The organism is Qipengyuania xiamenensis (assembly GCF_019711495.1).
Lineage (GTDB): Bacteria > Pseudomonadota > Alphaproteobacteria > Sphingomonadales > Sphingomonadaceae > Qipengyuania > Qipengyuania xiamenensis.
This window is the reverse complement of the sequence record NZ_JAIGNM010000001.1, coordinates 879,844-891,610: the sequence shown is the minus strand read 5'-3', so window position 1 is coordinate 891,610 and position 11,767 is coordinate 879,844. Positions and strand designations below refer to the sequence as shown.

General features: G+C 63.9%; 15 protein-coding genes. 4 read left to right on the top strand and 11 right to left on the bottom strand.

Annotated features, from left to right (window positions below; all coding sequences use genetic code 11):
* Positions 1–122: 122 nt before the first annotated feature.
* The 4 genes from thiL to hisG are packed head-to-tail and all read right to left on the bottom strand — an operon-like array spanning position 123 to position 3,374.
* The gene (gene thiL / locus K3165_RS04505; protein ID WP_221548324.1) at positions 123–986 is read right to left on the bottom strand and encodes a thiamine-phosphate kinase; all 864 of its coding nucleotides are present in this window, start codon (positions 984–986) and stop codon (positions 123–125) included.
* Complete coding sequence (gene nusB, locus K3165_RS04500) at positions 983–1,435, bottom strand: transcription antitermination factor NusB (RefSeq protein ID WP_221547608.1); 453 nt, start codon at positions 1,433–1,435, stop codon at positions 983–985. Before nusB ends, thiL begins: the two co-directional genes overlap by 4 nt.
* Positions 1,432–2,721, bottom strand: coding sequence for a histidinol dehydrogenase (gene hisD / locus K3165_RS04495; RefSeq protein WP_221547607.1), 1,290 nt, complete (start codon positions 2,719–2,721; stop codon positions 1,432–1,434). The genes nusB and hisD overlap by 4 nt, the downstream gene beginning before the upstream one ends.
* Entirely contained in the window at positions 2,721–3,374 is a 654-nt protein-coding gene (hisG, locus tag K3165_RS04490) for an ATP phosphoribosyltransferase (RefSeq protein WP_221547606.1), read from the bottom strand. The genes hisD and hisG overlap by 1 nt, the downstream gene beginning before the upstream one ends.
* Before the next feature lie 44 nt (positions 3,375–3,418).
* On the opposite strand from hisG, the gene K3165_RS04485 reads away from it, so the two are divergent.
* Complete coding sequence (locus tag K3165_RS04485) at positions 3,419–4,486, top strand: DUF2332 domain-containing protein (protein ID WP_221547605.1); 1,068 nt, start codon at positions 3,419–3,421, stop codon at positions 4,484–4,486.
* Here the strand turns inward: K3165_RS04485 and K3165_RS04480 are convergent.
* From K3165_RS04480 to K3165_RS04465, 4 genes are read right to left on the bottom strand one after another with little or no spacing between them, the layout of a single operon-like run.
* On the bottom strand, positions 4,483–5,379 hold the full coding sequence (locus K3165_RS04480; RefSeq protein ID WP_221547604.1) for an alpha/beta fold hydrolase: 897 nt from the start codon (positions 5,377–5,379) through the stop codon (positions 4,483–4,485). The genes K3165_RS04485 and K3165_RS04480 overlap by 4 nt on opposite strands.
* Positions 5,379–6,194 (bottom strand): SDR family NAD(P)-dependent oxidoreductase, encoded by an 816-nt coding sequence (locus K3165_RS04475; RefSeq protein WP_221547603.1) that lies wholly within the window; start codon positions 6,192–6,194, stop codon positions 5,379–5,381. The genes K3165_RS04480 and K3165_RS04475 overlap by 1 nt, the downstream gene beginning before the upstream one ends.
* Positions 6,195–6,204: 10 nt before the next feature.
* Positions 6,205–7,095, bottom strand: a complete 891-nt coding sequence (locus tag K3165_RS04470) for a pirin family protein (RefSeq protein WP_221547602.1) — start codon at positions 7,093–7,095, stop codon at positions 6,205–6,207.
* 16 nt (positions 7,096–7,111) lie between these two features.
* Complete coding sequence (locus tag K3165_RS04465; protein WP_221547601.1) at positions 7,112–7,384, bottom strand: BolA family protein; 273 nt, start codon at positions 7,382–7,384, stop codon at positions 7,112–7,114.
* 59 nt (positions 7,385–7,443) lie between these two features.
* Between K3165_RS04465 and K3165_RS04460 the strand changes: the two genes are divergently transcribed.
* On the top strand, positions 7,444–8,034 hold the full coding sequence (locus K3165_RS04460) for a J domain-containing protein (RefSeq protein ID WP_221547600.1): 591 nt from the start codon (positions 7,444–7,446) through the stop codon (positions 8,032–8,034).
* Here K3165_RS04460 and K3165_RS04455 read toward each other — a convergent pair.
* The 3 genes from K3165_RS04455 to K3165_RS04445 are packed head-to-tail and all read right to left on the bottom strand — an operon-like array spanning position 8,031 to position 9,917.
* Entirely contained in the window at positions 8,031–8,660 is a 630-nt protein-coding gene (locus K3165_RS04455; protein WP_221547599.1) for a glutathione S-transferase family protein, read from the bottom strand. The two genes, K3165_RS04460 and K3165_RS04455, sit on opposite strands and share 4 nt — an antisense overlap.
* Positions 8,660–9,019, bottom strand: coding sequence for a DUF1428 domain-containing protein (locus tag K3165_RS04450; RefSeq protein ID WP_221547598.1), 360 nt, complete (start codon positions 9,017–9,019; stop codon positions 8,660–8,662). The genes K3165_RS04455 and K3165_RS04450 overlap by 1 nt, the downstream gene beginning before the upstream one ends.
* Before the next feature lie 52 nt (positions 9,020–9,071).
* Positions 9,072–9,917, bottom strand: coding sequence for an oxygenase MpaB family protein (locus K3165_RS04445; protein ID WP_221547597.1), 846 nt, complete (start codon positions 9,915–9,917; stop codon positions 9,072–9,074).
* 86 nt (positions 9,918–10,003) lie between these two features.
* Here K3165_RS04445 and K3165_RS04440 point away from each other — a divergent pair, with 86 nt between their 5' ends.
* Both K3165_RS04440 and cobS read left to right on the top strand, forming a co-directional pair.
* Positions 10,004–10,678, top strand: coding sequence for a cupin domain-containing protein (locus K3165_RS04440; RefSeq protein WP_221547596.1), 675 nt, complete (start codon positions 10,004–10,006; stop codon positions 10,676–10,678).
* A 74-nt stretch (positions 10,679–10,752) separates the two neighbouring features.
* Positions 10,753–11,736 (top strand): cobaltochelatase subunit CobS, encoded by a 984-nt coding sequence (gene cobS, locus K3165_RS04435; RefSeq protein WP_425594401.1) that lies wholly within the window; start codon positions 10,753–10,755, stop codon positions 11,734–11,736.
* Positions 11,737–11,767: the final 31 nt, after the last annotated feature.

The window sequence follows — 11,767 nt, the reverse complement described above, 5'->3', positions numbered from 1 at the left end:
TTGATGCGCTCGGCATGGGAGATGCCGGCGCAACGTGGCGGAGAGGTATAAAGGGCATGCAAGTGCTGGCAAGGGGGCAAAAGCGCACATTTCCGCGCTTTTCCCCCGAGCTGCGCGAAAGATTAGTGCGTGTAGCCGAGATCGCCCTCGGGAGGCTCGCCGTCGAGCATGACCGGTCCGGCTCCCATTGCGGTCACTTCGCCGATGCGCGTCACCGGGAATTGCGCGTCCAGTCCGGCAGGGCCCGTACAGAGCAAGACATAGTCGTCGCCCCAGCGCATGGCGTCTTCCAGCCGATCTTCGGGGGCAAGCGGAGCGACCAGGTTCCGCTCGATTGCAAGTGTGACACCGCTTGCATTCGCGATGCGCGATGCGTCAAGCAGCAGGCCATCCGAGACGTCCATCATCGCCGATACATCGGGGGCAAGGTCGCGTCCGAGCGCCAGCTGCGGGACGGGACGACGATAGGCACTGTCATCGTTTTCCGTATCGTCGCGCAATGCCTCGAAGCCGAGCATGGCAAAGCCGATCCGTCCGCCGAGGTAGATCGCGTCACCCGGCTTCGCCCCATCGCGTGCCGGTACTGGAGTATGCGACGCGCGTCCGATTGCCGTGCATCCCCACGAACGGGCACCATCGCCGCGAACCGTGTCTCCGCCAAGCAGTGGGACATCGTAGGTTTCGAGAACATCCTTGAGACCGGCGACGAAACGGTGATCGTCACTGCCGAGCATGTGCGAAACGAGCACGCCGACCGGCTCCGCCCCCTTGGCGGCCAGATCGGACAGGTTCACCGCCACGAGCTTCCAGGCGATATCGGCGGGATCCTGCCCCTCGAGGACATGGACGCCTTCGACCATGGTGTCGTGGGTCAGGACGAGCGTTTCGCTGCCGAATTCGATTACGGCCGCGTCATCGGCGAGCCCTCTGGCCTGCGGCGAGGTCGCGATGGCGCGCAGGGCGGATATGAATTCCGCTTCGTTCAGCGGCCCGCTTCCTTCGCGACTGCGTCGAGGATGCCGTTCACGAACTTGGCTTCGCGGTCGTCGAAGAAGGCCTTGGCGACATCGACATATTCGCTGATCGCAGCAGCCTTGGGCACGTCGGCGCGGGCGAGCAGTTCGTAGCTGCCTGCGCGCAGGATCTGCAGCATCGTCTTGTCGAGACGGGCCAGTGTCCAGCCCGAAGCGAGGCGGGCGGTCAGCAGATCGTCGATCTCTTCGCGGCGGGCGTCGACGCCCTTTACGAGGTCATCGAAGAAATCGACGTCGGCGTCGGCATATTCCTCGTCCTCGATCACTTTGCCGAGACGGTGCTGGTGAAATTCGTTGAGCAGCTTGGCGGTAGGCGTGCCTTCCATCTGCTGCTGGTAGAGCGCCTGCACCGCGCCGAGGCGGGCTGCGCTGCGTGACTGGGAGCGGGGGCTGGTGTTCATGACAGTCTCTTGGAAATCGAAAGGGCGTGGGCGGGAAGGCCCTCGGCATCGGCGAGGCGCACGGCGGCCGGGCCGATTGCCTTCAGAGCATCCTCGGATGCGCCGATGAAGCTGGTGCGCTTCATGAAGTCGAGCACCGACAGGCCGCTGGCAAATCGGGCTCGGCGACCGGTTGGAAGGACGTGGTTGGGGCCGGCGATATAGTCGCCGACGGCTTCAGGAGTCATCCGGCCGAGGAAGACGCTTCCTGCGTGGCGAAGCTTTGCGAAAATGCTTTCAGGATCGTCGGTGGCTATCTCGACATGCTCCGCGGCGAGGCGATCCGACAGGGCAGGTGCTTCGTCGAGGCTGTCGACGATGACGACCAGTCCGTGATCGTCCCAGCTTGCTTTGGCGGTCTTGGCCGTCGGGAGCTTCATGAAGGCAAGGTCGATGGCGTCGCTGACCTGCGCTGCGAAGCCGGCATCGTCGGTGATCAGGATCGACTGGCTGGTCGGATCATGCTCGGCCTGGCTGAGCAGGTCGGCGGCGATCCATTCCGCATTGTTGTCGCCATCCGCGATCACGAGGATTTCGCTCGGCCCTGCGACCATGTCGATGCCGACGACGCCGTAGAGCTGGCGCTTGGCTTCAGCGACCCATGCGTTGCCCGGGCCGGTGATCACATCGACCCGCTCGATCCGGTCGGTGCCATAGGCGAGCGCGGCCACTGCCTGCGCACCGCCGACGCGGTAAACTTCGTCCACGCCCGCGATATGCGCTGCGGCGAGCACGAGGTCGTTCATCTCGCCCTTGGGTGTCGGCGTCGTGACGACCAGCCGCTCCACACCCGCGACCTTGGCGGGGATCGCGTTCATCAGAAGCGAGGAGGGGTAGGCTGCCCGGCCGCCGGGTACGTAGAGACCGGCGGCTTCGACTGCGCTCCAGCGTGCGCCGAGGCGCATGCCGATATCGTCGGTATAGTCGCGATCTTCGGGAAGCTGGCCTTCGTGATAGGCGCGGATACGCGCGGCGGCTGTCTCCAGCGCGTCGCGAAGTTCGGCATCGAGCCCGTCGTAGGCGGCCTTGCAGGCTTCCTTCGAGATCGACCAGTCGTCGTCGCTCGACAGGTTATGCTGGTCGAAGCGTTTGGTGTATTCCACCAGCGCCTTGTCGCCGCGCTCGCGCACTTCGTTGAGAATGCCCGCGACATCGCGCCCGACCTGGACGTCGCTTTCGCGGCGGTCGCGCACGACACGTTCAAACTTCGCCTCGAAATCGGCGTCGCTGGTGCGCAGCAGCTGCATCAGGCCGCTTTCCGGTTTTCGCTATCGGCGCGGAATGCCTCGACCAGCGCAGCGACGCGCGGATCGGTCTTGAGCGCTGCGCGATTGACGATCAGCCGCGCCGTGATGTCGAGAATGTGGTCGGTTTCGACCAGCCCGTTCTCCTTGAGTGTGCGGCCGCTGGAGACGAGATCGACGATACGGCCTGCAAGTCCCAGCTCGGGCGCGATTTCCATCGCCCCGTTCAGCTTCACGCATTCGGCCTGGATACCCTGCCGTTCGAAATGGCGACGGGTGAGGTTCGGGTACTTGGTCGCAACGCGCAGGTGGCTTGCGCCATTGGTCGCACTCGCGCCCTTGGGTTCGGCCACGGCGAGGTAGCAGTGTCCGATGTCCAGATCGACGGGGGCGTAGAGATCGGCGTAGTCGAACTCTTCGATCACATCGCTGCCCACGATGCCCATCTGCGCCGCGCCATGCGCGACAAAGGTCGCCACGTCGAAAGCGCGCACGCGGATCAGCCGCATGTCGTCGCGCGTGGTCGCGAAAGTGAGCGAGCGGTTAGCCTTGTCGTGGAAGGCATCTTCCGGCACCACGCCGGCACGCTCCATGACGGGTAGCGCTTCATCGAGAATGCGCCCCTTGGGAATGGCGAAGGTCAGGCTGTTGGTCATTGCGGAGCGGCAAATAGGCACGCCAGGCGAAAAGGGCAACGAATATGGGCACCAGCGGAGTGATGGATATCGTTTCGGTCCCAGAAGCCATCGAATGGCAGGCCGAGCATGCCGAAAAAGCGGGTGCGCCCGGAACCGCGCAGGTCATCCGCGCGCTCCTGGCGCTGGAAGATAGCGATGCGGCGACGGCGCGTCGGATCTTCGCGTGGCAGGGGCTCTCGCTGCGCGATGCCATGCCGCTGCGGATCGCGGGTGGTCTGCACAACCTCCTGCTGACCGGTGAGGAACCGCGGCTGGAGGATGTCTATGCCGGTCGGATGCCCGCGCAGGACCAGGTTGATGCGCTGGTGCGCGAGATCGTCGAGACGCATGATTTCCAGCTCATGCCATGGCTCGACGGGCCGCCGCAGACGAACGAGGCAGGGCGCTCCGCCAGCCTTGCTGCCGGATTGCTCTGGCTTGCGGACGGACGCACGACTGCGCAGTTCGAATGGCTGGAAATTGGGGCGAGCGCGGGCATCAACACCATGCTGGGCCGCTACCGCTACAATCTGGGCGGCGTGTCTGTAGGCCCGGCGACGAGCCGCATGCAGATCGAGCCGGAATGGCGCGGCGCGCCTCCGCCTGCGGGCGACATCGGTTTCGTGGATGCGCGCGGCAGCGACATTGCGCCGGTGGACCTGACCGACCAGCGGCAGGCGTTGCGTTTGAAAAGCTATGTTTGGCCGGAAGCCACCGGCCGCATGGCGCGGATCGATGCCGCGATTGCCCTCGCAGAGAGAATGCCTCCCGAAATCGAGCGGATGGATGCGGGCGATTGGGTGGAACAGGAGCTGGCGCGCGATCAGGAGGAGGGCGTCACCCGCGTGATCGCGCATTCGATCATGTGGCAATATCTTCCCGATTTCACGCAGGAGCGGATCGAGACTGCCTTGGTAGAGGCTGGCGAAAATGCCACGCCAGAACGTCCGCTCGCCCACCTCTCGCTGGAAACCAATCGCGAGACGTTCGCGCATGAATTGCGGGTGCGCTACTGGCCCGGCGGCGAAGAGGAAGCGCATCTCGCCAATGCCCATCCGCACGGTGCGTGGGTCGAATGGCTGGGCGCTTAGCCCGTTCGCGAGAAGAACTCCTCCATCGCGGAATTGACCGCATCGGGCTTTTCCCAAGGGACGAAATGTCCGCAATCGGGCACCTCGACCAATGTCAGGTCCTCGATGTGATCGGGCAGGGCGGCGGTATTTTCCGGGGGTAGCGCGAGATCGTCCTGCGCCCAGATCACAAGCGTGGGAATGCCAAGCTTGGGGAAGGGCGGTGGTGCCCAGTCTTCGGGAATTTCGAAGGGCGCGTCCATCGGCGGAATATCGATCGGGCTTGCGCGGTACCAGTTGAGCATGGCGAAGGCGGCTTCGCGGTCCTGCCAGTCCTCGAGCAATCGCGCGCGTTCCTCGGGCTCCATCTTGTCAGGAGCGTCCCAACGGATTTCCTGCGCGAGAATGCCGTAGAGGCCTTGTTCGCGCACCAGTTCGTCATTCGCGGGATCGCGGAAGCCGCGCATATATTGGCTCGCCTCGCGTTGGACGGGCGAGGTGTAGAGCAGCTTCTGGAATACGGCGTGATGCGGCGCATTGGCGATAACGGCGCGCGGGACGCGGCCCATCTGTTCGCCCGCCATGGCGACTCCCCATGCGATTGCGCCGCCCCAGTCATGGCCCACGACGGTGAAGTCCTTCACCCCGAGCGCATCGGCCAGCAGGAAAATGTCGCCCACCAGCTTGTCGGGCGTGTAATTGTCGACGCCTTCCGGCTTCGACGATCCGCGATAACCGCGCTGGTCGGGGGCGATGCAGCGGAAGCGATCGCTGAAATGCGCGATCTGGTGCCGCCATGTGCGGTGGCTCTCGGGAAAGCCGTGGAGGAAGATGATGGCGGGCGCATCGCGCGGCCCGACGTCGACCGTGTCGAGCTCGATACCGTTGGCGAGCGTGACGCGCTTCTGTTCCATCAATCCTCCGACTGCATCTTTTCCATGTATCCGGCCGCGACCATGCCTGCGACCTGGTCGAACAATTGGTCGGGCGTCCGGCGCATTTCGCCCATTGCCTCTTCCATGCCCTCGGCCACGATGATCTCGCGCTGGTTGAGCTCGACGGCATCAATGATCCGCGCAGCGGCTTCATCCGGCGCGATACCGTTGTCGATCACCTTGTCGCTGCGCCCGCGCGGAGTGCCGTCGGCGGAAAGCGCGTTGCGGCTGACGTCGGTGGCGACCGAGCCGGGGCAGATCACATGCACGTCGATCCCGCTTTGCGAGAGCTCACCGCGCAACGCATCGGCATAGCCGATGAGCCCGTGCTTGGCCGCGCAATAGGCAGTGCGCATCGGAACGCCGACTTTCCCGGCGATCGACGAGATGAAAAGCAGCTTCCCGCTCCCGCGCTGCGTCATGTGCGGCAGGAGCGCCTGAATTGCGGCGATCTGCGCGGTGAGATCGATGTCGATGATGTCGCGATAAACCTGCATGTCGGTATCGACTGCCGGGCTGCGCTGCGAAATTCCCGCATTGGCCACGAAGATGTCGACACCGTCTTTCCAGCCGGCGGCTTCCTCGGTGGCCCGCTGCATCGCTTCGTCATCGCGCACATCGAAGGGCAGGGTTTTCGTTTCGGTCTCGAGGCGGTCGGCGACCGCGCTTAGCCTGCTTTCGTCGCGTCCGGACAGGATGATGTTGGCGCCCCGCTTTGCCCATTCGCCTGCCAGCGCAGCGCCGATCCCGGAAGATGCGCCGGTGATCCATGCAGTCTTGCCTTCGAAACTCATGCTTGCTTCCTCACGGATAGGTAACTGTTTTCGGCTGGCCGTCGGGGAGCGGGATATATTCCTCACTGTCGCCCGGGACTTGGGGGAAACGTCCCTTCCGCCAGTCATCCTTGGCCTGGTTGATGCGTTCACGGCTGGAACTGACGAAGTTCCACCATGCGTGACGCGGGGTCTGGAAAGCCTCGCCGCCCAGCAGCATTACCCGCGCGCCTGTCTTGCTTTCCAGCGTCATGTCCCGGCCCGGCTGCAGGATAGCCAGTTCATAGGGCTTGAGAGGATGGCCATCGATCACCGCCTCGCCGCCAACGAGCATGACCGCGCGTTCGTCGGCCTCTTCCTCGATCGGGATGGCACCGCCTGCGCCCAGAACGATCTCGGCATAAATGGTGTCGGCATAGGTCGTGGTCGGCGCGCGTTCGCCCCACAGTTCGCCCATGATCACGATCGCCTTGGCGCGGCCATCTTCGATCACGGGCAGGTCACTCACGGCCTCGAACGCCGGATCGATTTCCTCTTTGCCGTCGGGCAGGGCGAGCCATGTCTGCATGCCGTACAGCTTGGGGCCTGCTTTGCGCTCGGCTTCGGGAGAGCGCTCGGAATGCACGATCCCCTTGCCGGCCGTCATCAGGTTCACCTGACCCGGACGAATGGTCGAAAAACTTCCCAAGCTGTCGCGGTGATCTATCGCGCCCTCGAACAGCCATGTGACCGTGGCGAGATTGATGTGCGGATGCGGGCGCACGTCCATCCCGCTGCCGAGGTCGAGCTGCGCCGGGCCGAACTGGTCGACGAAAATGAAGGGGCCGACCATGGTCCGTTTCTTGGAGGGCAGCACGCGTCGGACCTCGAACTGCCCGAGATCATGCGTCGTCGGCGTCAGCGTGAGGTCGATCTGGCTCATTTCATGCCCCTTGTCTCTACGGTGTCGGTGCGGAAGCCTGGATGGCGAGGGCGTGGACGCGCTCTCCGGGAATGTCGCCCAGCGCCTTGTTGACCATGCGCTGGCGGTCGAGGCGCGACTTGTCGGCAAAGGCGGGCGCTTCGATCACGACGGTGAAATGCGATTCCCCGCTGCCGTCGTCACCCGAGTGACCGGCATGTTTTGCGCTGTCGTTGATGACTTCGAGCCGCGTCGGTGCAAAGGCCTCGGTCAGAAGGCGTTCCATCTCCTGTTGGACCGGTCCTGACATACGCTCGAATCTCCTCTCGCCTCTTTCCATACAGGGTTTGGCTCCCCATCCTAGAACGAATGCGCCAGTCAAAGTTCCACGGTAGATACGAAGATACGGGCCGCGTGTGCGCCCACCCGGCTTGCGACGAGCCGGGAGAGTTCCGCGCGCCGGGCAGCGGCCACCGTTTCGACGGGCCGGGCGAATGGCGCTGGATGTGCCTTGAACACGTGCGCGAATTCAATTCCGGCTACGACTGGTTCGAGGGAATGAGCGCGGAGGAAATCCTCGATGCACAGGGGCCGGCCAGCGGCTGGCGCACCGAGAGCCCGAGTTTCCGGCCCACGGCAGGCGTCGACGGGATGCCGCGCTGGTCCGATTTCGACGATCCGCTCGATGCGATCTCGGCGCGGGCTGCCGGCATCAAGAGCCGCGCCCAACGCGAGGCCGAGATGGCAATGGACGGACGCTACAGCCGCGAAGAAGCAGCAGCGCTCGAAGTCATGGGACTGGGCAGCGACACGGACCGGCGGAGGCTACGGAGGCGCTATTCCGAACTCGTTCGCCGCTACCACCCTGATCGCAATGGCGGGGATCGCCAGTACGAAACGCGCCTCAACAAGGTGGTCGAAGCCTACAACACCCTTCGCCAATGCAGGGCAATCGCCTAAGCCTGCGCCTCGGCGATCAGTTGCATGTCGATCGCTTTCGCTTCCTTGTAGGCCTTTCGCTCGCGCAGCCGCGCTGCATAGTCTTCGAATACCTTGCGTTTCGGGATCGATCCGAACTGCAGTCCCCAGTCGACCTGGCTGCCGACATAGACATCGGCCATGGTGAAGCGGTCGCCGCAAACATAGTCTCGGTCGGACAGCAGCATGTCGAAGGTGTCCATCGCCCGTTCGTAGCTGCCGAAGCCCACCATGCCCTGTTTCTGCGGATCGTCGACGCCCCAGCCCATGTTCCGCGCGACCACGGCCTGCTCGACCGGTCCGGCGGCAAAGAAGAGGCGGCGGAAATAGGCCGCTTTCTCATGCGGCTCGGGCAGCAAGCCAGCGTCGGGGTGCATCTCTGCAAGATAGTGGCAGATCGCCGCAGCTTCGGTCACGACATGGACGTGGTCTCCATGGTGGTGGACCAGCGTCGGCACCTTGCCGAGCGGGTTGGCCTTCAGGAATGCCTCGGACTTCGCCGCCCATTCCACCAGCTCGGTATCGTAATCGGCGCCGACTTCATGCAGCGCCCACCGCGCGATCTGGCCGCGGCTCATCGGATTGGTGAAGAAGGTATACTCGGCCATCAGTCTCTCCCCATCGTGTAAAGCGGTGTGAAGCCACCCCACATCATCCGCATGCCGTCGAACGGCATCTCGTTCATCTCCTCCATCCAGAAGGGATCGTCCTCCATCTTGGCATGGGCGGCGTCGGCGGTTTCCTTGTCGGGCCAGATCATCCAGCTGAAGACGATCTTCTCGCCCGGCTCTGCCTTGGTCGCCATGCGGAAGTCGGTGACCTTGCCGTCACTTACATCCTCTTCCCAGGCTTCGACGATTTCGGTCACGCCGTATTCGCGGAACTTGGCCCCGGCCTTTTCTGCCGTTGCACGATAGGCTTCCTTGTTGCCCTCGGGGACCGCGATGAGAAATCCTTGAACATACATGACTGCTCTCCTCTCCACCGCGAGGCTAGCACCGAAGCAAGTCCGTTGCGCGTCAATTCTGGCGGAAGGCCCAGCGCAGCGTCTTGCCCATGCCCCATGTCGCCGCACGTGCGGGGATGGAGGCGAGGCCGGGTCGCTCGAGTCCGAGCATGGAGCGGGCGAAGGGCGGGAGCAGCGCCACCGCCTCTGCGCCCAGCATGGCCTGAACTGCAGGCGGTGCGCCGGCGGGACGCTGGCTCAGCACGAGATCGGCGATCTCGCGGGCCTGTTCAGACGTAGCGAGATCCCCGCGCAGCTCGCGAAAGATCGCTTCGGCCTCGCGCCGGTCGGTGGGGACCGGGTCCGCGCCGAGTGCATTCGCGATGATGGCGAACTGGCGATAATACTCGTCCTGCTCACTACCCGGCATATCGGGACGGACGTGACGCAGGTAGGCGGCGAGGAAGCTCGTGGCCTCGGCGACATGGACCCAGGCAAGCGTGCGCGCATCGGTTGCCGAATAGCTCGATCCGTCGGGGAGCGTCCCGCCGACCGAAGCATGGATGCGGTTCACCCGCTCGATTGCTTTCATCGCATCGTCGCGGTGGCCGAAAGTCGTGACTGCGATAAACCGCGCAGTCCGCCTGAGTCGCCCGTGCATGTCGCTGCGGAAGTTCGAATGGTCGAGCACGCCCTGTAGTGCATGAGGGTGGAGCATCTGGAGCAGCAGCCCGCGGATGCCGCCGACCATCATTGCGACGATATCGGCATGGACCATGCGGATCGGCGTGTCCTTCTCGAACAATGCCTCGTCCGAGACGGGGACCGGCTGCTCCCCGCCCTCGACATCGTTGAAGACGCCGCGAACCTTCTCGACGAGCTTGAGGCGGAGATATTCGCTGGGGGAGGGCGACGCCATGATGGCAATGTAGGAGGGCCGGGCGCACTTGGCGAGGGGCTGTGTCGTTCCCATGTGGCCCCTGCAACTGATTTCGGGAGCACCTAATGCGCGTCAATGCCGACTTTTCCGAGCGGGTCCTCGTCCACACCGACACTCTCGAATGGCAGGCTTCTCCCATGAAAGGGGTCGAGCGGCGGATGCTCGACAGGATCGGCGGCGAAGTCGCTCGTGCTACTTCCATCGTTCGCTATGCGCCCGGCAGCGCCTTTTCGGAGCATACCCATGACGGGGGCGAGGAATTCATCGTGCTGGAGGGTACCTTCCAGGACGAGCATGGCGACTATCCGGCAGGCACCTACGTCCGCAATCCGCCGACCACCCACCACATTCCGCGCTCGGACGGTGGTTGCACGATCTTCGTGAAGCTCTGGCAATTCGATCCCGGGGACCGCAACCAGTTCGATCTCGACCTGTCCGCACTCGACCTCGAACCAGCGGGCGACGGCCTGTCGGCCTCGGTCCTGCACAATGACGAGCGCGAAACGGTAGCCTTCGAGAAGCTGGAGCCGGGAGCTAGCCGATCCTTGGGCGACGCCGGTGGAGCCGAAGTGCTCCTGCTGGAAGGCGCGCTTTCCGGCGAGGGGATCGAGATGGCGAAGCACGACTGGCTACGTCTTCCCAAGGGGGATCGCGTTGACCTCGTCGCCGGACCCGAAGGCGCCTCGCTGTGGATCAAGACCGGCCATCTTGCCCATGTCCGGGAACCAGAGCCCGCCTGAAATCGGTTTCTCATTGCAATGGGGCATTGCGAGCAGCGCGCGCCTCATCTAACCCGCCTCACGATATGAACGAGATGACCGACAAGACCTTCGAGCCTTCCGCCAAGACCGTGCTTCCCGCGCCCGACACCGAAGTCGATGTGCGCGAGACATTCGGGATCGACATCGACTGGAAGGTTCCGGCCTTCTCCAAGCCGGATTCGCGCACGCCAGATCTCGACGAAGCCTATGTCTTCGATCCGGACACCACGCTCGCGATCCTTGCTGGCTTTGCCCACGACCGCCGCGTCATGGTGCAGGGCTATCACGGCACGGGTAAGTCGACCCACATCGAACAGGTCGCCGCGCGCCTCAACTGGCCGTGTATCCGCATCAACCTCGATGCGCACATCAGCCGTATCGACCTCGTCGGCCGCGATGCCATCGTGCTGCGCGACGGTTTGCAGGTCACGGAATTCCGCGAAGGCCTGCTGCCCTGGGCGCTCCAGCACCCGGTCGCGCTCGTGTTCGACGAATATGACGCCGGCCGTCCGGACGTGATGTTCGTGATCCAGCGCGTGCTCGAACAGCAGGGCAAGCTGACGCTGCTCGACCAGAACCGCGTGATCCGTCCCGATCCGAACTTCCGCCTGTTCGCCACCGCCAACACGGTGGGCCTCGGCGACACGAGCGGGCTGTATCACGGCACGCAGGCGATCAACCAGGGCCAGATGGACCGCTGGAATATCGTCACCGCGCTCAATTACCTGCCGGCAGAGACCGAGCAGCAGATCGTCGAGGCGAAGAACCCCGACATCGATCCCAAGATCCTCGCCGACATGATCAAGGTCGCCGACCTGTCGCGGCAGGGCTTCATCAATGGCGATATCTCGACCGTGATGAGCCCGCGTACGGTTATCACCTGGGCGCAGAACTACGCCATCTTCAAGGATGTCGGCTTCGCCTTCCGTCTCTCCTTCCTCAACAAGTGCGACGAGGAAGAACGCATGCTTGTGGCCGAGTATTACCAGCGGGTGTTTGGTGAAGACCTGCCCGAAAGCGTCGTTGGCAAGAGTTAAGGTTGGAGGCTCTATGCATCGCTGTGTTATT

Coding starts and splice junctions, on each gene's coding strand:
- K3165_RS04485 (WP_221547605.1), top strand. CDS start 3,419: ATGGGCACCAGCGGAGTGATGGATATCGTTTCGGTCCCAGAAGCCATC.
- K3165_RS04450 (WP_221547598.1), bottom strand. CDS start 9,019: ATGTATGTTCAAGGATTTCTCATCGCGGTCCCCGAGGGCAACAAGGAA.
- K3165_RS04475 (WP_221547603.1), bottom strand. CDS start 6,194: ATGAGTTTCGAAGGCAAGACTGCATGGATCACCGGCGCATCTTCCGGG.
- K3165_RS04455 (WP_221547599.1), bottom strand. CDS start 8,660: ATGGCCGAGTATACCTTCTTCACCAATCCGATGAGCCGCGGCCAGATC.
- hisG (WP_221547606.1), bottom strand. CDS start 3,374: ATGACCAACAGCCTGACCTTCGCCATTCCCAAGGGGCGCATTCTCGAT.
- cobS (WP_425594401.1), top strand. CDS start 10,753: ATGACCGACAAGACCTTCGAGCCTTCCGCCAAGACCGTGCTTCCCGCG.
- K3165_RS04465 (WP_221547601.1), bottom strand. CDS start 7,384: ATGTCAGGACCGGTCCAACAGGAGATGGAACGCCTTCTGACCGAGGCC.
- K3165_RS04440 (WP_221547596.1), top strand. CDS start 10,004: ATGCGCGTCAATGCCGACTTTTCCGAGCGGGTCCTCGTCCACACCGAC.
- hisD (WP_221547607.1), bottom strand. CDS start 2,721: ATGCAGCTGCTGCGCACCAGCGACGCCGATTTCGAGGCGAAGTTTGAA.
- K3165_RS04480 (WP_221547604.1), bottom strand. CDS start 5,379: ATGGAACAGAAGCGCGTCACGCTCGCCAACGGTATCGAGCTCGACACG.
- nusB (WP_221547608.1), bottom strand. CDS start 1,435: ATGAACACCAGCCCCCGCTCCCAGTCACGCAGCGCAGCCCGCCTCGGC.
- K3165_RS04445 (WP_221547597.1), bottom strand. CDS start 9,917: ATGGCGTCGCCCTCCCCCAGCGAATATCTCCGCCTCAAGCTCGTCGAG.
- K3165_RS04470 (WP_221547602.1), bottom strand. CDS start 7,095: ATGAGCCAGATCGACCTCACGCTGACGCCGACGACGCATGATCTCGGG.
- K3165_RS04460 (WP_221547600.1), top strand. CDS start 7,444: ATGCGCCAGTCAAAGTTCCACGGTAGATACGAAGATACGGGCCGCGTG.